Raw genomic sequence first — 14,756 nt, 5'->3', positions numbered from 1 at the left:
TTTTTATTTACTAATTGTTCCTGGTTTAGTTTTGAAATTCCTACTAGTTGCCTGTATTACCTTTTCACTTACAATTAATATAGATGGAAGAACAAGCAATATAATTGCCATACTGATTAGTGCGCCCCTTGCCATCATTGTGCATAATGAACTTATCATTTCCATTTCAGAAATAATTGCTACACCAGCAGTAGCTGCGAAAAAGGTTAATGCACTAGTTACAATAGATTTTGCCGAACCTTTTACTGCTATCTCCATAGCCTTTATTTTATCGTATCCATTTCTCATTTCTTCTCTAAATCTTGTTGTCAGTAATATTGCATAGTCAACTGTGGCACCAAGCTGTATAGTTCCAATTACTATAGATGCTACAAAGGGTATAACAGCGCCTGTATAGCATGAAATTGCCATATTTATGAATATTGCCAGTTGTATAGCTAAAACCAAAATTACTGGTACAGATAGAGATGCAAATATTAGAAGTATTATAGCAAATATTGCACCAATAGATGCTATACTCACATGCTTAAAATCTACATCTGCTATTTCAGTTAAATCTTTAGTAAGATTTCCTTCTCCTGAAATCATTGATTTCGGATCATATTCCTTTGTAATTTTGATCACTTCATCTATCTGACCACTTTCTTCGTTTGTAGCTGCCTTATATTTAGAATTTGCCATTATTAGCTTATAGCCACCCTTTTGAACTATAGCTTTAATATCCTCTGGTATAAAACTTTCTGGAATAAGTGGTCCTAAATATTTATCTGATGCAAGCACCTTTTCAATTCCATCTACCTTTTCTATTTTTTTTACCATTTCCTTAACTTTATTAGTTTCAAGCTTATCATTTATTATAATAAAGTGTGTTGAGGTCATATTGTAATCTTTTTTTAGTTTATTGGTTGCTATAATAGAATCTAAACTCTTTGGTAGAGATTCATCTAAATTGTAATAAACCTTAGTGTGATTATTTCCATAAATAGCTGGTATAAATAGGAGTAAAAATACTATAGTGATTGCTTTATGGTGTTTCGTAGCCAGCTTAGATAATTTATTAAATTCAGGTAATATGGTTTTGTGACTAAATCTATGAATAGGTTTATCAAATATTAAAATCAATGAAGGTAATACCGTTATCGTAGTTATAACCCCAAGTAATACACCCTTTGCCATTACTATTCCAATATCCTTACCTAAGGCAAGTTGCATAGTACATAATGCCAGAAAACCTGCTATAGTTGTTAGTGAGCTTCCCGATATAGCAACCATGGTATTTGCTATAGCCTCTCCCATTGCTCCTATATGATTATTTGGCATAAGTTCTCTTTCCTCATCATATCTATGAAGTAAAAATATTGAATAATCCATAGTTACACCCAGTTGAAGTACTGCTGCTAATGCCTTTGTTACATAGGAAATTTGTCCCAGGAATATATTTGTCCCCATATTATATAATATGGCATAACCTATCCCTAATAAAAAAATAAATGGAATTATAACAGATTTCATTGTTAAAGATAAAACTATCACCGATAATATCACGGCAATCATTACATAGAACGGTGTTTCACTATCAGCTAAATCTTTAGTATCCTTAACAATTGCGGATATACCGCTTAAATAACACTGCTTATTTGTTACCTTTCTTATATTTGTTATACCATTTTGAGTGGCTTCTGAAGATGCAGATTCTTTAAATTTAATTATTAACATAGTAGAATTTCCACTATAAAAAGAACTTTTAATTTCTTCCGGTAAAATTTCCTTAGGTACAGTAGTATCTAAAATATCATCTACCCAAATAACTTTTTCTACACCTTGAACCTTTGCAACCTTTGCTTTTATTTTTAAAACATCCTTAGCTTCCATATCCTCAATAATAAGCATTGATGTAGCTGCATTTGAAAATGTTTTATCTAAAATATTTTGTCCCTTCATGGAATCAAGGTTTTGTGGAAGATAGGTCAAAAGATCATAATTTATTTTTGTATTTACCATTCCAAATACAGCTGGAATTAGTAGCAATGTAGAAATAATTAAAACTAGAATCCTGTTTTTTGCTATAAAGTGTCCGAACTTTTTCAATTAGGTCATCCCTTTCTTATAAAATTAATTTTGTAACATTTTTTTAATAGTTTTAAATAACATAGGTTTCATATTGTCTATAGTATCTGGCTCCTCTAAAATAATTGAGCTATAGCACACGGAACCTGTTAGCTCAATAATCATAAATAATGTTTTTTCAGCTTCGTTTATACACATAGTTTCACTCACTATATTATCCATAAACACTTTTGCGATTTCTTTCATTTCGTCGTACTCCAAAGGTTCTGCTATGACCTTTCTATAAATGCCCCAAGAAAGATTCTTATAGATAAGCCTTAAAAGCCTTTTATCACTCCTTAAGTACTCAATTATATAATCTACAAAGAAGATTACTTTATCATTAAATTCTTTAAACTCCTTATTCATAGATACCTCAATAGCTTCTTTTAATACTTTTGAACTCTTTCTTAAAATTATAAAGTCAATAATATGATATTTATCTTTAAAGTAAAGATAAAACGTTCCTTTAGCAACTCCTGCTTTTTTTACAATATCGTTTATAGCAGTGTCATTAATCCCTTTAGTTGTAAAAAGTTCATAAGCTGCATCGTATAGGCTCTTTTGTTTCTTTAACTTATTTATTTCTGATTTACTTTGTTTGCTTTTAATAATCTTATCTTTTTCCATAGTTCACTTACCATCCTTCTTATCCTTTTATTTGTGACCAACAGTCATTTGTTTACCGTACTTATTTAGTATATACTTTTATGACCATTAGTCAATAATTATATTATAAATAATATATGAACATTCATAATGCTTTTTTATAGTTAGACAAAAAAGTAAAATAGACTACGCAATATAATAGTCTATTTTTATTCCAGATACTTTATTTTGATTAACAACAACTTTCGTGGTCAATACTTTAATATATAATCTCCTCAAATATATCATAAACATCTTTTAAATTTAATATTTATGATATATAATATTATGATATTAATATTAAAATAATCCCTAACTAAGGAAGTGAATTGAGCTTGTTCAAAAATAAACGAATCCCTTATTTAAATTTAATTCCAATTATCTTAATAACCTTTATTTTATTCAGAGTGGTAAATGATATAGAGCTGCTTACAAATGGTATTAGTGTTTTTATATCATACATAAGCTCATTTATATGGGCGTTCGGCATAGCCTATTTATTAAACCCAATTATGGTTATTATTGAAAACAATTTCCATACAAAACGTGTCGTAACTTTGCTCTCACTATATATAATTGTTTTAGGAATATTATATTTTAGTATCACTATACTAACCCCAAATATAGGTGATAATATTAGTGAACTGGCATCTCTAACTCCTGGATATATATCTAAAACTCAAATTTGGTTTACTAAAAATATGGACAAGATTCAATTACTTGATAAATATGGTGTAACTGAATATTTAAATGAAAATGCTACTACTTTGACGGCTAAGTTAAGTGATTTTTTAAATGTTGGTATTAATGTAGCTTTCCTAACTGCCATAGGCTTTACCTCTTCAATTATGAAGTTTTTATTTGGATTTATTGTTTCTATATATCTTCTAAAGGATAAAGAAATTTTAATATTAAATATAAAAAAATTAATTTATGCAATTTTAGCAAAAGAAAAGGCAGATAGTTTTATAATATTCGGTGACGAAGTAAATAATATTTTTTCTAATTTTGTTATAGGAAAAACCATAGACTCACTTATTATTGCTCTTATGTGCTTTGTGGGACTTAGTATTTTCGGAGTACCTTATACCGTGCTTATAAGCTTAATAATCGGATTTACAAATATGATTCCATATTTCGGTCCACTTATTGGAATGGTTCCCGCTTTTTTCATCACTCTATTTTATAGCCCTATAGCTGCCTTTTGGGTGCTTGTATTCATTATTGCTCTTCAGCAATTTGATGGGTTGTACTTAGGACCTAAGATACTTGGAAACTCTCTTGGATTAAGTCCTTTACTTATTATACTTGCCATACTTATAGGCGGTGGAGCCTTTGGTCTTCTTGGCATGTTCCTCGGAGCACCTACACTAGCAGTTATTGTACTGCTAGTTAAAAGATCCATTAACCGAAAACTTATGGAAAAAGATATTGAATTATAATTATTTCACAATAAAATATATAAAAAAAGAAATACCGGTATCAATATACCGGCATTTCTTTTTTTATTTGCTATCTGTCCCCCAGTTTTAAATTTGGTATTGCATTCAGCGTTAGCCCCGAAACTCTTCCTTTAATTAGTTCAAAATAAGCTGCACTTCCAATCATAGCTGCATTATCTGTGCAAAGTATTATTTCCGGATACAAAACTTTAATACTTTTCTTTTGTCCTTCTATTGTCATCGTCTCTCTAAGGCAAGAATTTGATGCAACGCCACCTGCGAGTGTTATTTTATCTACACCTTTAATTACGCAAGCCTTCATAGCATTGTCTACTAAGACACTAACCACTGCCTTTTGAAAAGATGCTGCCACATCAGGCACATTAATTTTTTCATTTTTCATATTCATTTTGTTCAAATAATTCAACACCGCTGATTTAACTCCACTAAAAGAAAAGTCTAAGGTATTATCATGAAATTTAGCTCTTGGAAACACTATAGCATTTTCATTTCCTTCTTTTGCTATTTTATCTATTTTAGGACCACCTGGATATCCAAGACCAATAGCCCTAGCCACCTTATCGAATGCTTCTCCAGCTGCATCATCTCTAGTTTGAGCCATAATTTCAAACTCACCATAATCTTTCATATACACAATAAATGTGTGCCCTCCTGAAACTACCAAGCATACAAAGGGTGGTTTAAGCGTCTTATATTGAATAAAATTAGCACTAATATGACCTTCTATATGATTAACTCCTACTAGTGGTTTACCCGTTGCATATGCTAGACCCTTAGCATATTGAACTCCTACTAGTAGTGCCCCTACAAGCCCTGGTCCATAAGTTACTCCTATTGCATCTATGTCATCTAATGTAACTTCTGCTTCATCTAGTGCCTCTTGAACCACAGCACTTATTACTTCTATATGCATTCTAGATGCTACCTCTGGAACAACCCCTCCAAATTTTTCATGTATATCAATTTGTGATGCAATTATATTTGATAGAACCTGGCGTCCATTCACCACTACCGCTGCTGCGGTCTCATCACAACTTGATTCAATTGCAAGTATTTTAATATCTTTTTCCATTGTTTTTACCCACCTTTAGTATTGTTTATATGATTTTTCTATATATTCGTAAAACCATTCTAAATATAGTTACATTATTATAATGGTTATATCTATTAATTACACAAACCAATTATACTTTATTAACTATATGATATCAAATTTTTTCTATGATATACTTGTACATATGATTATATTTTTGAAAAATTAATCAACAGTTAATATATATTATATATATAACCTAGGAGGCATTTATGAGTAACACATACGCAAAAGTCATAATAAAAGGCTCACCTATTACAAAATCTAATTTTAAACTTTCTAACATGAATGGAAGAGCTATTTTACCTTATAATTCTGGTAAATACCATGATAGATATGCACTATATGAAGAAGAGATTGCTTATCAATGTAGAAGCCAAAATCCAAGTATTATCTTAACTGAATCTCTTATTGCTGTTTTAAAAGTATTCTATAAAAGTAAAAAAAGACATCCTGATACAACCAATATAACAAAAAGTATTTTTGATGGCATTGAGAAAAGTGGACTTATAGTAAATGACGCCCAAGTTACAAGAATTATTATTGAAGAGTTTTATGATGCAAAAAATCCCAGGTTTGAGTTGGAACTTTTTGGAGAAAGTGCATATAGCATTGATTATTTAATAGTTAATAATAAGGAAAAGTCGGAACCTATTAATTATAATCTACCATCAAATAAGAAAAGTGTTTTAGGTGCTAATATAAATAAATCTAATTCTATGACTGCTAATTGTGGCCCTTCCTCAAAACACATATGTGAAATATGTGGTAAACAAGTTTTAAAGGATGATTGTCTTTCTGCAAACAAGGGTAAAACTACTTTATGTAAGAGTTGTTTCAAGAAATTATTTTAAGAATATTAGTGTGTCTCTTTACTGTTTTAAAAATATTCTGAATTTTATTGGTTTAAATGCTGCTAGTGTGATTTCTTGTCCATACTTTATGTTATAATAATCGTATTAATATATTATAGAAATTTTTTTATAAAAAAAGAACCAAATTCTACATAATAGGAGGATTAATATGAGCACAAATGTTAATATCGATTGGAGTAAATTGGGTTTTAGTTATACTAAAACAGATTTACGTTATGTTTCAATATGGAAGAATGGAAAATGGGATGATGGAAAACTTGTTGAAGATAATAAGATTTCTATAAGTGAGGCTTCAACTGCTATTCATTATGGCCAACAATGTTTTGAAGGCTTAAAAGCCTATCGTACAAAAGATGGTAAAATCCAACTGTTCAGGCCTTATGAAAATGCTAAACGTATTAGTGCAAGTTGTAACCGTATCCTTATGCCCGAAATACCCGTGGAGAAATTTGTTGATGCCTGTATTCAAGTTGTTAAAGCAAATGAAGCTTTTGTTCCACCATATGGAACTGGTGCAACACTTTATCTTAGGCCTTATGTCATAGGTATTGGTGATAATCTAGGAGTAAGAACAGCTCCTGAATTTTTATTTGGAATATTCTGTTGTCCTGTAGGCGCTTATTTCAAAGGTGGGCTTGCTCCAGTAAACTTTATGATTTCAGAAGACTACGATAGAGCGGCACCTCATGGAACTGGAGCCGCAAAGGTTGGAGGGAATTATGCTGCAAGTCTTTTGGCTCATGAGTTTGCTAAAGAAAAAGGTTTTGCAGACTGTATATACCTTGATCCTGCAACTCATACCAAAATTGAAGAAGTAGGCGCTGCAAACTTCTTTGGAATTACCAAAGATAATATATTTGTAACTCCAAAATCTCCATCGATTCTTGCTAGCATAACTAAGTATTCACTATTATACCTTGCAAAAGAATATTTAGAATTAGAGGTACAAGAAAGAGATGTTCTAGTAAATAATCTTGATGAATTTAAAGAAACGGGTGCATGTGGTACTGCCGCTGTAATATCCCCTATTGGTGGCATAGAATATAAGGGTAACCTTCATATTTTTCACAGTGAAACAGAAGTAGGCCCCATTACTAAAAAACTTTATGATACTCTTTATGGAATTCAGTTTGGAGATGTAAAACCTCCTGAAGGATGGATAGTAGAAGTAAAATAATTAAAAAAACACAACTTCCAATTGGAAGTTGTGTTTTTTTAATAGATTATTTTATATACATCTTATTATAGTATTCATCTAACATTCTCTCTACTGAAAATGCATAGCTTGTAGTTTTAATACTTTCTTTCATCATTTCTACCCATTTTTCTCTGTTGTCATAATAAGTAACCATAACTCTATTTATTAATGTATCATAAAGGGCTGCTGTATCATGTTTATCTAATTCTACCGGAGATAATTCATTAAGGCTTACTGCGTCTCCAAACTGCCACCCATTTACGTCATCATTACAAGCCTCTGGCCACCAACCATCTAAAATAGAACAATTAAGCACACCATTCATGGCAGCTTTCATCCCTGAAGTTCCACTTGCTTCTAGAGGTCTTCTTGGATTATTTAACCATATATCTGATCCCCTAGTTAACATTCTTCCTATATTCATGTCATAATTTTCTAAAAATACAACACTGTTAGGATACTTTTTCATCATTCTTACTAATTTTTCAACTATTTCTTTTCCTGTATCATCAAGTGGATGTGCTTTTCCTGAAAATACGATTTGTACTTTACCACTTTTAAGTAGTGGAGAAATAATCTCTTCGTCAGTAAATATTAAATCACTTCTTTTATAAGGTGCAGCTCTTCTTGAAAATCCAATAAGTAACTTATCTACATCAAGTTTTACTCCTGTTCTTTCATTAATAAATTCTATTAATTCTTTTTTAACAGTTATGTGAGTTTCCCATAGGTCCCCATTATTTTCATAAGCCTTAGTAATTCGATCGTCTACCCAAGATGGTTTATGCACTCCATTAGTTATACCAATAATTTCGGATCTCCCAGCCACAGTTTTCCACATTTTGTTTGCAGTTTCCATATGAAGCTGTGCTACAGCATTAGCTTTCCTTGATAATCTAAGTCCTGCTACAGTCATATTGAATGGTTCTCCACCAAATCTAACCATTTGCTCTCTAGTTAATCCATTAAATGCTCCCATATACTCTAATTTAGAAACGTCATGAGATTCATTGCCTTCAACTATTGGAGTGTGAGTTGTAAATACTACTTCTTCGCGAGTTTTGTTCCAAGCTTCCTCAAAACTATATCCTGATTGCATTTTTTCTTTTATAAGCTCTGTAGCCGCCAGTGCTGCATGCCCTTCATTAAAATGATATACATCAATAGGAATATCTAAAGCTCTTAAAGCTTTTACTCCACCTATACCTAAAACTATTTCTTGCGCAATTCGTTCTTCTCCAAACCACCCATATAATTGACCTGTTATCCAAGTATCGCCATTTTCTGGTATGTCAGTATCTAAAAGATATAGGGGTACATTCCCAAATTCTTCTAATTTCCAAACCTTGCATACTACATCTAAATTTCTAATTTTAACAGTTACTTTTACCCCTGTATCTTCTAAAAAATCATAAGTATAGTTATGATATGTATCATATGCTTTCCCATTTTCATCTATGAGTTGTTCCGTATATCCTTGTTTCCACTTAAGACCTATTCCAATCAGTGGAAGTTTCAAGTCTTTAGCTCCTTTTAAATGATCACCTGCAAGTATACCTAGTCCCCCTGCATATGCTTTGAAATCTGAATTAAGTCCATACTCCATACAAAAATAAGCAACTCTTGGAAGATTATTGTTATCCATTAATTTTTCCCTCCTATATCCATTTATATTTATTATACATAATTTTTCGTATTAATGCAACCGATTGCATCAAAATTTATATTTTCAAAATGACGTTTATTAATTATCTATACCTTTTAATTGCTTTTATAGTTTTAAAATCATACTACCCTACCATATACTATAATAATAATCTTTTGTAATTATTTAATAAGGAGTTGTTTTAATATGAATTTAAGATCAGTCTTTAAACCTATAAAAAATAAAAGCAAAATTTTTTTTATAATTATGCTCTTATGCACAACCATTTCAATCATAATGATTTATTCCATTATAAATAGTATTAATAACGAACAAGATATCTCTTCTACGCTTATTACGGAAAGATTATCAAAAATATCAGAACTTTCTACAATAAAATATAACTATTCTAATATATTAGCTTTAAAAAACACTAAAAAATTCAAAAATTTCCCTATTCCCTTTACTGAAAAATCATTTTTTATAAAATATAGTGGCTATATTAAAGCTGGGGTGGATTTAAAAGATTTAACCGTTGTTGTTAATGAAAAAGATGTTACCATTACTTTAAAAAAATCTAAGATACTTGATCATGTAATCAATAATGAAGATTTTTTTGTTTATGATGAAAAATCTTCAATGTTTAATAAACTGAGTATGCAAGATATTATAAATGAAGTTAGTAATGAAAAGATTGTGATTGAAACAAATTTATTAAAAAAAGGATTTTTAGATGAAGCTAACAATAATGCCAAATTACTTTTACAGGGCATTCTATTAGATATGAAATTTGAAAATGTAACAATAGTTTTCAAATAAATAAACTTAAAATAGATAAAAGCAGAAAACATTGTTTTTCTGCTTTTAATTATTTCATTTTACTAGTAGGGGTCCTAGAAAGAACACTAAATAAATAACAAGTCCTTATGGTATTTTTTTTAATGCACTTAATTAATATTATACTTTTATTTTTATATAAATAACATTGTAACATAATCCAATTATTTCAACATTTTTATTACATTCTACCAAATCGGAAAATTAATATCCCCCAGAGGAGCCACCACCACTTGACGATCCACCACCGAACCCTCCAAAACCACCACCACTTCTACCATTTCTTCCTCCACGTCCAAAAATCGCACTCCAAAATAGAACTTTAATCATAAATCTAGTTACTCTTCCCCTATTAAAAATAAAATCCAGAAGAATTATCAAAATAACTCCTATTACTAAAATTCCATTTCCACTTTTAGATGTATTGGAATTTTTTATACTTTCAGTATATTTAGGAACATTAATATTCTTGTCTAATGTTACTTCATATTCTTTGGCTATATTATCCAATAAAACCGAATATGCCTCACTAAGTCCCTGTCCATATTGGTTTTGTTTAAACTTAGGCACTGCAATTTCATTCATGACTCTTGAAGAGTATATATCTGTAATAGCACCCTCTAGACCTGTGCCCACCTCTACTCTCCACTTTCTTTCACTTATTGATAATAAAATTAATAGCCCATTATTTTTATCCTTTTGCCCAATACCCCACTCTCTAAATATACCATTGGCATAAGTTTCTATTGGTTCACCCTCCAAGGTATCTATAACCACCACAATAGCCTGTGCTCCTGTTTTATCTTCTAGTTCCTTGCCTATTGACATAATATATTGTGCAGAGGCAGCATCTATCTGTCCCACATAATCATTAATATATTTTGATGCTGTAGCCCTAGGAAATTTAACCTCTGCATTTACCATGTTCATAGATATTATTGAGCTTAATAAAAGTGTGCATAACATAATATTGTAAATTTTACTAATAGTTTTTATCAAATAATTTTTCATATTCTACTCCTATTTACTAAAATTAACTTTGGGTAATTCTTTAGCAGATTCACTAGCTTTATAATATTCTTTTTCTACGAACCTAAAAGTTCCTGCAATAATAGAACCGGGGAATTTTTTAATTGTAGTATTATAATTATCAACACTTTTATTATAATCTTGCCTTGCTGTACCTATTCTATTTTCTGTACCCTCCAGCGCTACGGTCAAATCTCTGAAATTCTGACTAGATTTTAATTCTGGATATCTTTCTACAACTACTAATAGCCTTGATAGCGCGGTACCAAGTTCACTATCCGCCTCTGCTTTATCACCTACGGTTTTTGATCCGGAAAGTTTAGCCCTGGCTTCCGCTATTTGTATAAATATTTCTTTTTCTTGTGATGCATATCCTTTTACTGTTTCAACCAAATTGGGAATCAAATCTGACCTTCTTTGGAGTTGGGTGTCTATATTACCTTCTGAGACTTTTACCTTTTGGTCTAAACTAACCATCTTATTGTAGCCTCCAACAATAGGCATTGTTATAACTAAAAATACTGCAACGACAATGGCAACGGTCCTTAGAGTTTTATTCATATCTATCCCACCTTTCTATTTTATAATATATAATTTATTTACACTTAATTCAGCTAATAATTAATTCAATTTTATCCTTATATTATATTTATGAATTTTATAAGGATACTATACTAATTTGCTATTTATTGCTTGAAATTATGTAATATCTGAAAATTATATTTTTAATATAATAAAAAAAGATGATTCCTAATTAAAATCATCTTTTTATGTTCTATTATTAATAATATCAAAGGTTTTTTTTATGTATTCCTCCGTTTTATAATTTCCAAGTTTACTATTCATTCTCATTAGAAGTCCATTTAAAGCTATTAATTCATCTAAACTTATATCTTTTAATTCTTCAAAAATTAACATACTCTTTTGATTTTTATTAAAATCATCAATTATAAGTCTCTCACCATGTTCTGTTATATCTAAGTAAAGAGCATTTTTGATTGCTGCTTTTTCTTTACAAATAAAATCTTTACTAATTAAATTTTTTACTATTACGTGAACTGTAGATGGTGACCAAAAGCTAATTTCACTTAATTCACTTGATGTGATACCTGGAAATGCATCAATTATCCATAGTGCCCTCAGTTGAGCATAAGTCACATTAAACTGCTTAAGTGGTTCATTGTGATTACTTTTAACCGTTAATATAAATGTTCTTAAAAAATTATATATACTAATTGTCTTTTTTATTATACTAACCTTATTTTCATCAAAACCTGCTAAATCAATCTTTAAGTTCATTTGATTAATTCTATCAATATATTCAAAAATAAACTCTTTCTTTTCTTTTATTATAATTTTAGTAAAAATATGTATAATAAAATCTAATTCCCTATGTGAAAATAAACCTATTAAATCAAAAAGGTAGAATTTTTTTTCCCTATCTTGTTTGTTTATATTAATAAAATATTTACCCATTTCTGTTAATTGAAATTTATATAATTTTTTATTTATAGTTTCTTCTTTAAATATCAACCTTTTATCCATTAATATTTTAATCATATTACTAACAGTAGGTGAAGACCAACATCCAATTCTTGCGACGTTACTAAGTGAAATTCCTGGGAAAACTTTAATAATCCAAAGAATTCTAAGTTGAGGTAGTGTTATACCAGATTCCTCCACCGTCCTTGCATAATTAGATTCAATTTTCAAAAAAGCATATCTTGCTAAATTATATAACGAATGTATATTAAATAAGTATAAGTTTTTCTCCATAACATATCCCCTTATATGACCTTTAGCATTTATATGATTTACTATTTTCATATGCTAATTCATCAGTCAATAGATTGTACCAAAAATATTATATCATATCAACAGAATAATTTTTCCTATTAAAACGTACATATTATTCATTGTTTTTCATCTTAAAATATGATATTATTAAATATGTTATACAGTATTAAATATTATATGCAACTAAATATATTTTTGTTTTTTCTCATCTTAGTGTCAAAAACTTATATGTTTAGATGGATATATATTGAAATAATTCTTTTTCAAGTAACCTAATACTTGAATGTTTTTTATTCCTAACATTCGAATGCTAATTAAAATAAAGGAGTGGAATTTATGTTTGTACCAAAACTAGTTACCTGTTTAAAAGATTATTCAAAAGATCAATTTATAAAAGATTTTATCGCAGGAGTTATCGTAGCTATTATTGCTCTACCTTTAGCTATAGCTCTTGCCATAGCCTCTGGTGTATCACCTGAAAAAGGAATATATACAGCAATTGTAGGTGGATTTGTAGTCTCACTCCTTGGCGGAAGCAGAGTTCAAATTGGCGGTCCTACTGGTGCTTTTGTAGTTATCGTAGCCGGTATAGTCCAACAATTTGGTATTGACGGCCTAATCGTAGCTACAATAATGGCTGGTATTTTCCTTGTAATAATGGGAGTTTTAAAATTTGGTGGTATGCTGAAATTTATTCCTTACCCTATTACCACCGGATTCACAAGCGGTATTGCAATTATTATTTTTTCCACTCAGATTAAAGACTTCTTTGGACTAACTATGAAAACTGTTCCTTCAGAATTTGCTCCTAAATGGATTGCTTATTTTGACAGTTTTAATACTTTAAATATGCAAAGTGTGCTTATTGGTATTCTTTCACTTTCAATAATTATATTTTGGCCTAAAATAAATAAAAAAATTCCAGGAACGCTTATTGCAATAATAGTAGCTACTGTAATAGCTCTCTTATTCAATTTAAATATCGAAACCATCGGAAGCCGTTTTGGTAATATTTCAAGTGCATTACCTAGTATTGCTTTTCCTCATACTTCTTTTAGTATGATAAAACAGCTAATGCTTCCAGCTTTAACTATTGCAATCTTAGGATCAATAGAATCCTTACTATCTGCAGTAGTTGCTGATGGTATGATTGGTGGTTCACATCGTTCTAACATGGAACTTGTAGGACAAGGCGTAGCTAATATCTGTTCTGGTCTTGTTGGCGGTATCCCTGTAACTGGTGCTATAGCAAGAACTGCTGCTAATGTAAAAAACGGTGGTAGAACTCCTGTTGCAGGAATTGTTCATGCAGTAACTTTATTAATAATACTCCTAGTATTTATGCCATATGTAAAACTTGTGCCTATGTCAGCTTTGGCTGCAATATTAATCGTAGTTTCTTACAATATGGGTGAATGGGAATCCTTTCAACAAATATTTAAAGCCCCTAAAAGTGATGCAGCGGTTCTTTTAGTTACTTTTTCTCTAACAATATTCTTCGATTTAGTAATTGCTATTGGAATAGGTTTAATGCTTGCCTCATTGCTATTTATGAAAAGAATGGCAGATGTTTCAGATGTGAGATATATTCTTGATGAACATGAAGATAGAGATCAGATAGAGCTTATAGATAGCATAAAAACCCCTGAAAATGTATCTGTATATGAAATTAATGGACCTTTCTTCTTTGGTGCGGCAGACAAATTCATGCATGCAATTAGAGAACTTGGCGTTCCTACTAAGATTTTAATTATAAAAATGTCCAATGTACCTGCTATTGACGCTACAGGATATCATGCTTTAGAAATGCTTTATGAAACATGTAAAAAACATCATACGGAGTTAATAATGTTAAACCTGCAAGAACAGCCTTTTAATGTTCTTGAAAAATATGGATTTGTAACTCTTATAGGAAAAGAGAATTTCTGTAATAGTGTTGAAGAAGCTATTGATAGAGCTAATTCCTTACTAATAAAGTAAATTAACTTACAACAGTATATTTAAAATAGCAAAAGGTGCACTGGTATATGCCGGTGTACCTTTTACTATTTATTAAAAAAGTTTT

12 protein-coding genes are annotated in these 14,756 nt (G+C 30.2%); 5 read left to right on the top strand and 7 right to left on the bottom strand.

Going from position 1 to position 14,756, the window contains the following annotated elements; all coding sequences use genetic code 11:
* Window positions 1–3 precede the first annotated feature (3 nt).
* Together ACREWB_RS11155 and ACREWB_RS11150 are read right to left on the bottom strand one after the other, a co-directional pair.
* Complete coding sequence (locus tag ACREWB_RS11155; RefSeq protein ID WP_431547513.1) at window positions 4–2,088, bottom strand: efflux RND transporter permease subunit; 2,085 nt, start codon at window positions 2,086–2,088, stop codon at window positions 4–6.
* Window positions 2,089–2,112: 24 nt separating this feature from the next.
* Window positions 2,113–2,736 (bottom strand): TetR/AcrR family transcriptional regulator, encoded by a 624-nt coding sequence (locus tag ACREWB_RS11150; RefSeq protein ID WP_431547512.1) that lies wholly within the window; start codon window positions 2,734–2,736, stop codon window positions 2,113–2,115.
* Window positions 2,737–3,089: 353 nt separating this feature from the next.
* On the opposite strand from ACREWB_RS11150, the gene ACREWB_RS11145 reads away from it, so the two are divergent.
* Window positions 3,090–4,196, top strand: a complete 1,107-nt coding sequence (locus ACREWB_RS11145) for an AI-2E family transporter (RefSeq protein WP_431547511.1) — start codon at window positions 3,090–3,092, stop codon at window positions 4,194–4,196.
* Between the two features lie 70 nt (window positions 4,197–4,266).
* Here ACREWB_RS11145 and tsaD read toward each other — a convergent pair whose 3' ends face one another.
* Window positions 4,267–5,289, bottom strand: coding sequence for a tRNA (adenosine(37)-N6)-threonylcarbamoyltransferase complex transferase subunit TsaD (tsaD, locus tag ACREWB_RS11140; RefSeq protein WP_431547510.1), 1,023 nt, complete (start codon window positions 5,287–5,289; stop codon window positions 4,267–4,269).
* A 233-nt stretch (window positions 5,290–5,522) separates the two neighbouring features.
* Between tsaD and ACREWB_RS11135 the strand changes: the two genes are divergently transcribed.
* Both ACREWB_RS11135 and ACREWB_RS11130 read left to right on the top strand, forming a co-directional pair.
* Window positions 5,523–6,164, top strand: coding sequence for a RusA family crossover junction endodeoxyribonuclease (locus ACREWB_RS11135; RefSeq protein WP_431547509.1), 642 nt, complete (start codon window positions 5,523–5,525; stop codon window positions 6,162–6,164).
* Window positions 6,165–6,333: 169 nt separating this feature from the next.
* Window positions 6,334–7,362 carry a branched-chain amino acid aminotransferase gene (locus tag ACREWB_RS11130; protein WP_431547508.1) on the top strand — a complete coding sequence of 343 codons (1,029 nt, stop codon included), beginning with the start codon at window positions 6,334–6,336 and terminating at the stop codon, window positions 7,360–7,362.
* 46 nt (window positions 7,363–7,408) lie between these two features.
* Here ACREWB_RS11130 and glgP read toward each other — a convergent pair whose 3' ends face one another.
* Window positions 7,409–9,028, bottom strand: coding sequence for an alpha-glucan family phosphorylase (gene glgP / locus ACREWB_RS11125; RefSeq protein WP_431547507.1), 1,620 nt, complete (start codon window positions 9,026–9,028; stop codon window positions 7,409–7,411).
* A 207-nt stretch (window positions 9,029–9,235) separates the two neighbouring features.
* Between glgP and ACREWB_RS11120 the strand changes: the two genes are divergently transcribed.
* Window positions 9,236–9,847, top strand: coding sequence for a DUF4230 domain-containing protein (locus ACREWB_RS11120; protein WP_431547506.1), 612 nt, complete (start codon window positions 9,236–9,238; stop codon window positions 9,845–9,847).
* A 222-nt stretch (window positions 9,848–10,069) separates the two neighbouring features.
* On the opposite strand, the gene ACREWB_RS11115 is transcribed toward ACREWB_RS11120, so the two are convergent.
* The 3 genes from ACREWB_RS11115 to ACREWB_RS11105 form a co-directional block, all read right to left on the bottom strand.
* A complete protein-coding gene (locus ACREWB_RS11115) occupies window positions 10,070–10,876 on the bottom strand; it encodes a TPM domain-containing protein (protein WP_431547505.1) in 807 nt (268 codons plus the stop codon).
* A 9-nt stretch (window positions 10,877–10,885) separates the two neighbouring features.
* Complete coding sequence (locus ACREWB_RS11110; protein WP_431547504.1) at window positions 10,886–11,455, bottom strand: LemA family protein; 570 nt, start codon at window positions 11,453–11,455, stop codon at window positions 10,886–10,888.
* A gap of 207 nt (window positions 11,456–11,662) precedes the next feature.
* Window positions 11,663–12,670 (bottom strand): MarR family transcriptional regulator, encoded by a 1,008-nt coding sequence (locus tag ACREWB_RS11105; RefSeq protein ID WP_431547503.1) that lies wholly within the window; start codon window positions 12,668–12,670, stop codon window positions 11,663–11,665.
* Between the two features lie 357 nt (window positions 12,671–13,027).
* Here ACREWB_RS11105 and ACREWB_RS11100 point away from each other — a divergent pair, with 357 nt between their 5' ends.
* Window positions 13,028–14,671: a SulP family inorganic anion transporter gene (locus ACREWB_RS11100; RefSeq protein WP_431547502.1), complete on the top strand. Its 1,644-nt coding sequence runs from the start codon at window positions 13,028–13,030 to the stop codon at window positions 14,669–14,671.
* Window positions 14,672–14,756: the final 85 nt, after the last annotated feature.

It is taken from the genome of Clostridium sp. (assembly GCF_050717635.1).
Lineage (GTDB): Bacteria > Bacillota > Clostridia > Clostridiales > Clostridiaceae > Clostridium_AD.
The sequence above is the reverse complement of the archived record's forward strand: the minus strand, read 5'-3'. Positions and strand labels throughout refer to the sequence as shown.

What these genes read in the sequence shown, in the direction of transcription:
- ACREWB_RS11150 (WP_431547512.1), bottom strand. Translation starts at nt 2,736, where the DNA reads ATGGAAAAAGATAAGATTATTAAAAGCAAACAAAGTAAATCAGAAATA.
- tsaD (WP_431547510.1), bottom strand. Translation starts at nt 5,289, where the DNA reads ATGGAAAAAGATATTAAAATACTTGCAATTGAATCAAGTTGTGATGAG.
- ACREWB_RS11135 (WP_431547509.1), top strand. Translation starts at nt 5,523, where the DNA reads ATGAGTAACACATACGCAAAAGTCATAATAAAAGGCTCACCTATTACA.
- ACREWB_RS11130 (WP_431547508.1), top strand. Translation starts at nt 6,334, where the DNA reads ATGAGCACAAATGTTAATATCGATTGGAGTAAATTGGGTTTTAGTTAT.
- glgP (WP_431547507.1), bottom strand. Translation starts at nt 9,028, where the DNA reads ATGGATAACAATAATCTTCCAAGAGTTGCTTATTTTTGTATGGAGTAT.
- ACREWB_RS11120 (WP_431547506.1), top strand. Translation starts at nt 9,236, where the DNA reads ATGAATTTAAGATCAGTCTTTAAACCTATAAAAAATAAAAGCAAAATT.
- ACREWB_RS11115 (WP_431547505.1), bottom strand. Translation starts at nt 10,876, where the DNA reads ATGAAAAATTATTTGATAAAAACTATTAGTAAAATTTACAATATTATG.
- ACREWB_RS11110 (WP_431547504.1), bottom strand. Translation starts at nt 11,455, where the DNA reads ATGAATAAAACTCTAAGGACCGTTGCCATTGTCGTTGCAGTATTTTTA.
- ACREWB_RS11105 (WP_431547503.1), bottom strand. Translation starts at nt 12,670, where the DNA reads ATGGAGAAAAACTTATACTTATTTAATATACATTCGTTATATAATTTA.
- ACREWB_RS11100 (WP_431547502.1), top strand. Translation starts at nt 13,028, where the DNA reads ATGTTTGTACCAAAACTAGTTACCTGTTTAAAAGATTATTCAAAAGAT.